Raw genomic sequence first — 330 nt, 5'->3', positions numbered from 1 at the left:
GCCAGCCACCGCGGGCAGAAGCGGAAGAGCGGCGAGCCCTACATCACCCACCCGCTCGCCGTCACCATGATCCTGGCCCAACTCGGTGCCGGGACGACCACGTTGGTCGCCTCGCTGCCACTGGCGGTCTGGGCCGCGATCGTCTACCAGCGGCTGCGCCGACTCGGCGTGAGCGCCCCGGGCCCGGGCATCGCCCTGGTCGCCGGTGTGCTCTCGGCGGTCCGGTCGTGCAGGCCGAACAGGTTGTGCAGGACGGTCGCGTCCCCGGCCAGCGTCCGGACCGCGGACCTGCCCCGTTCGACCGGGCCCGTCCCCTGGATCCGCACGCTG

Annotated in this window: 1 protein-coding gene; it reads left to right on the top strand. The window is 73.9% G+C overall.

Annotated features, from left to right (window positions below; translation table 11 throughout):
• Nucleotides 1–330 (top strand): hypothetical protein (locus PUR56_RS12305; RefSeq protein ID WP_329948915.1); only part of this gene is annotated, 330 nt, incomplete at both ends.

Source organism: Streptomyces sp. BE303, assembly GCF_036290945.1.
GTDB lineage: Bacteria > Actinomycetota > Actinomycetes > Streptomycetales > Streptomycetaceae > Kitasatospora.
Note: the sequence above shows the minus strand (reverse complement) of the source record. Positions and strands in the feature narration are given on the sequence as shown.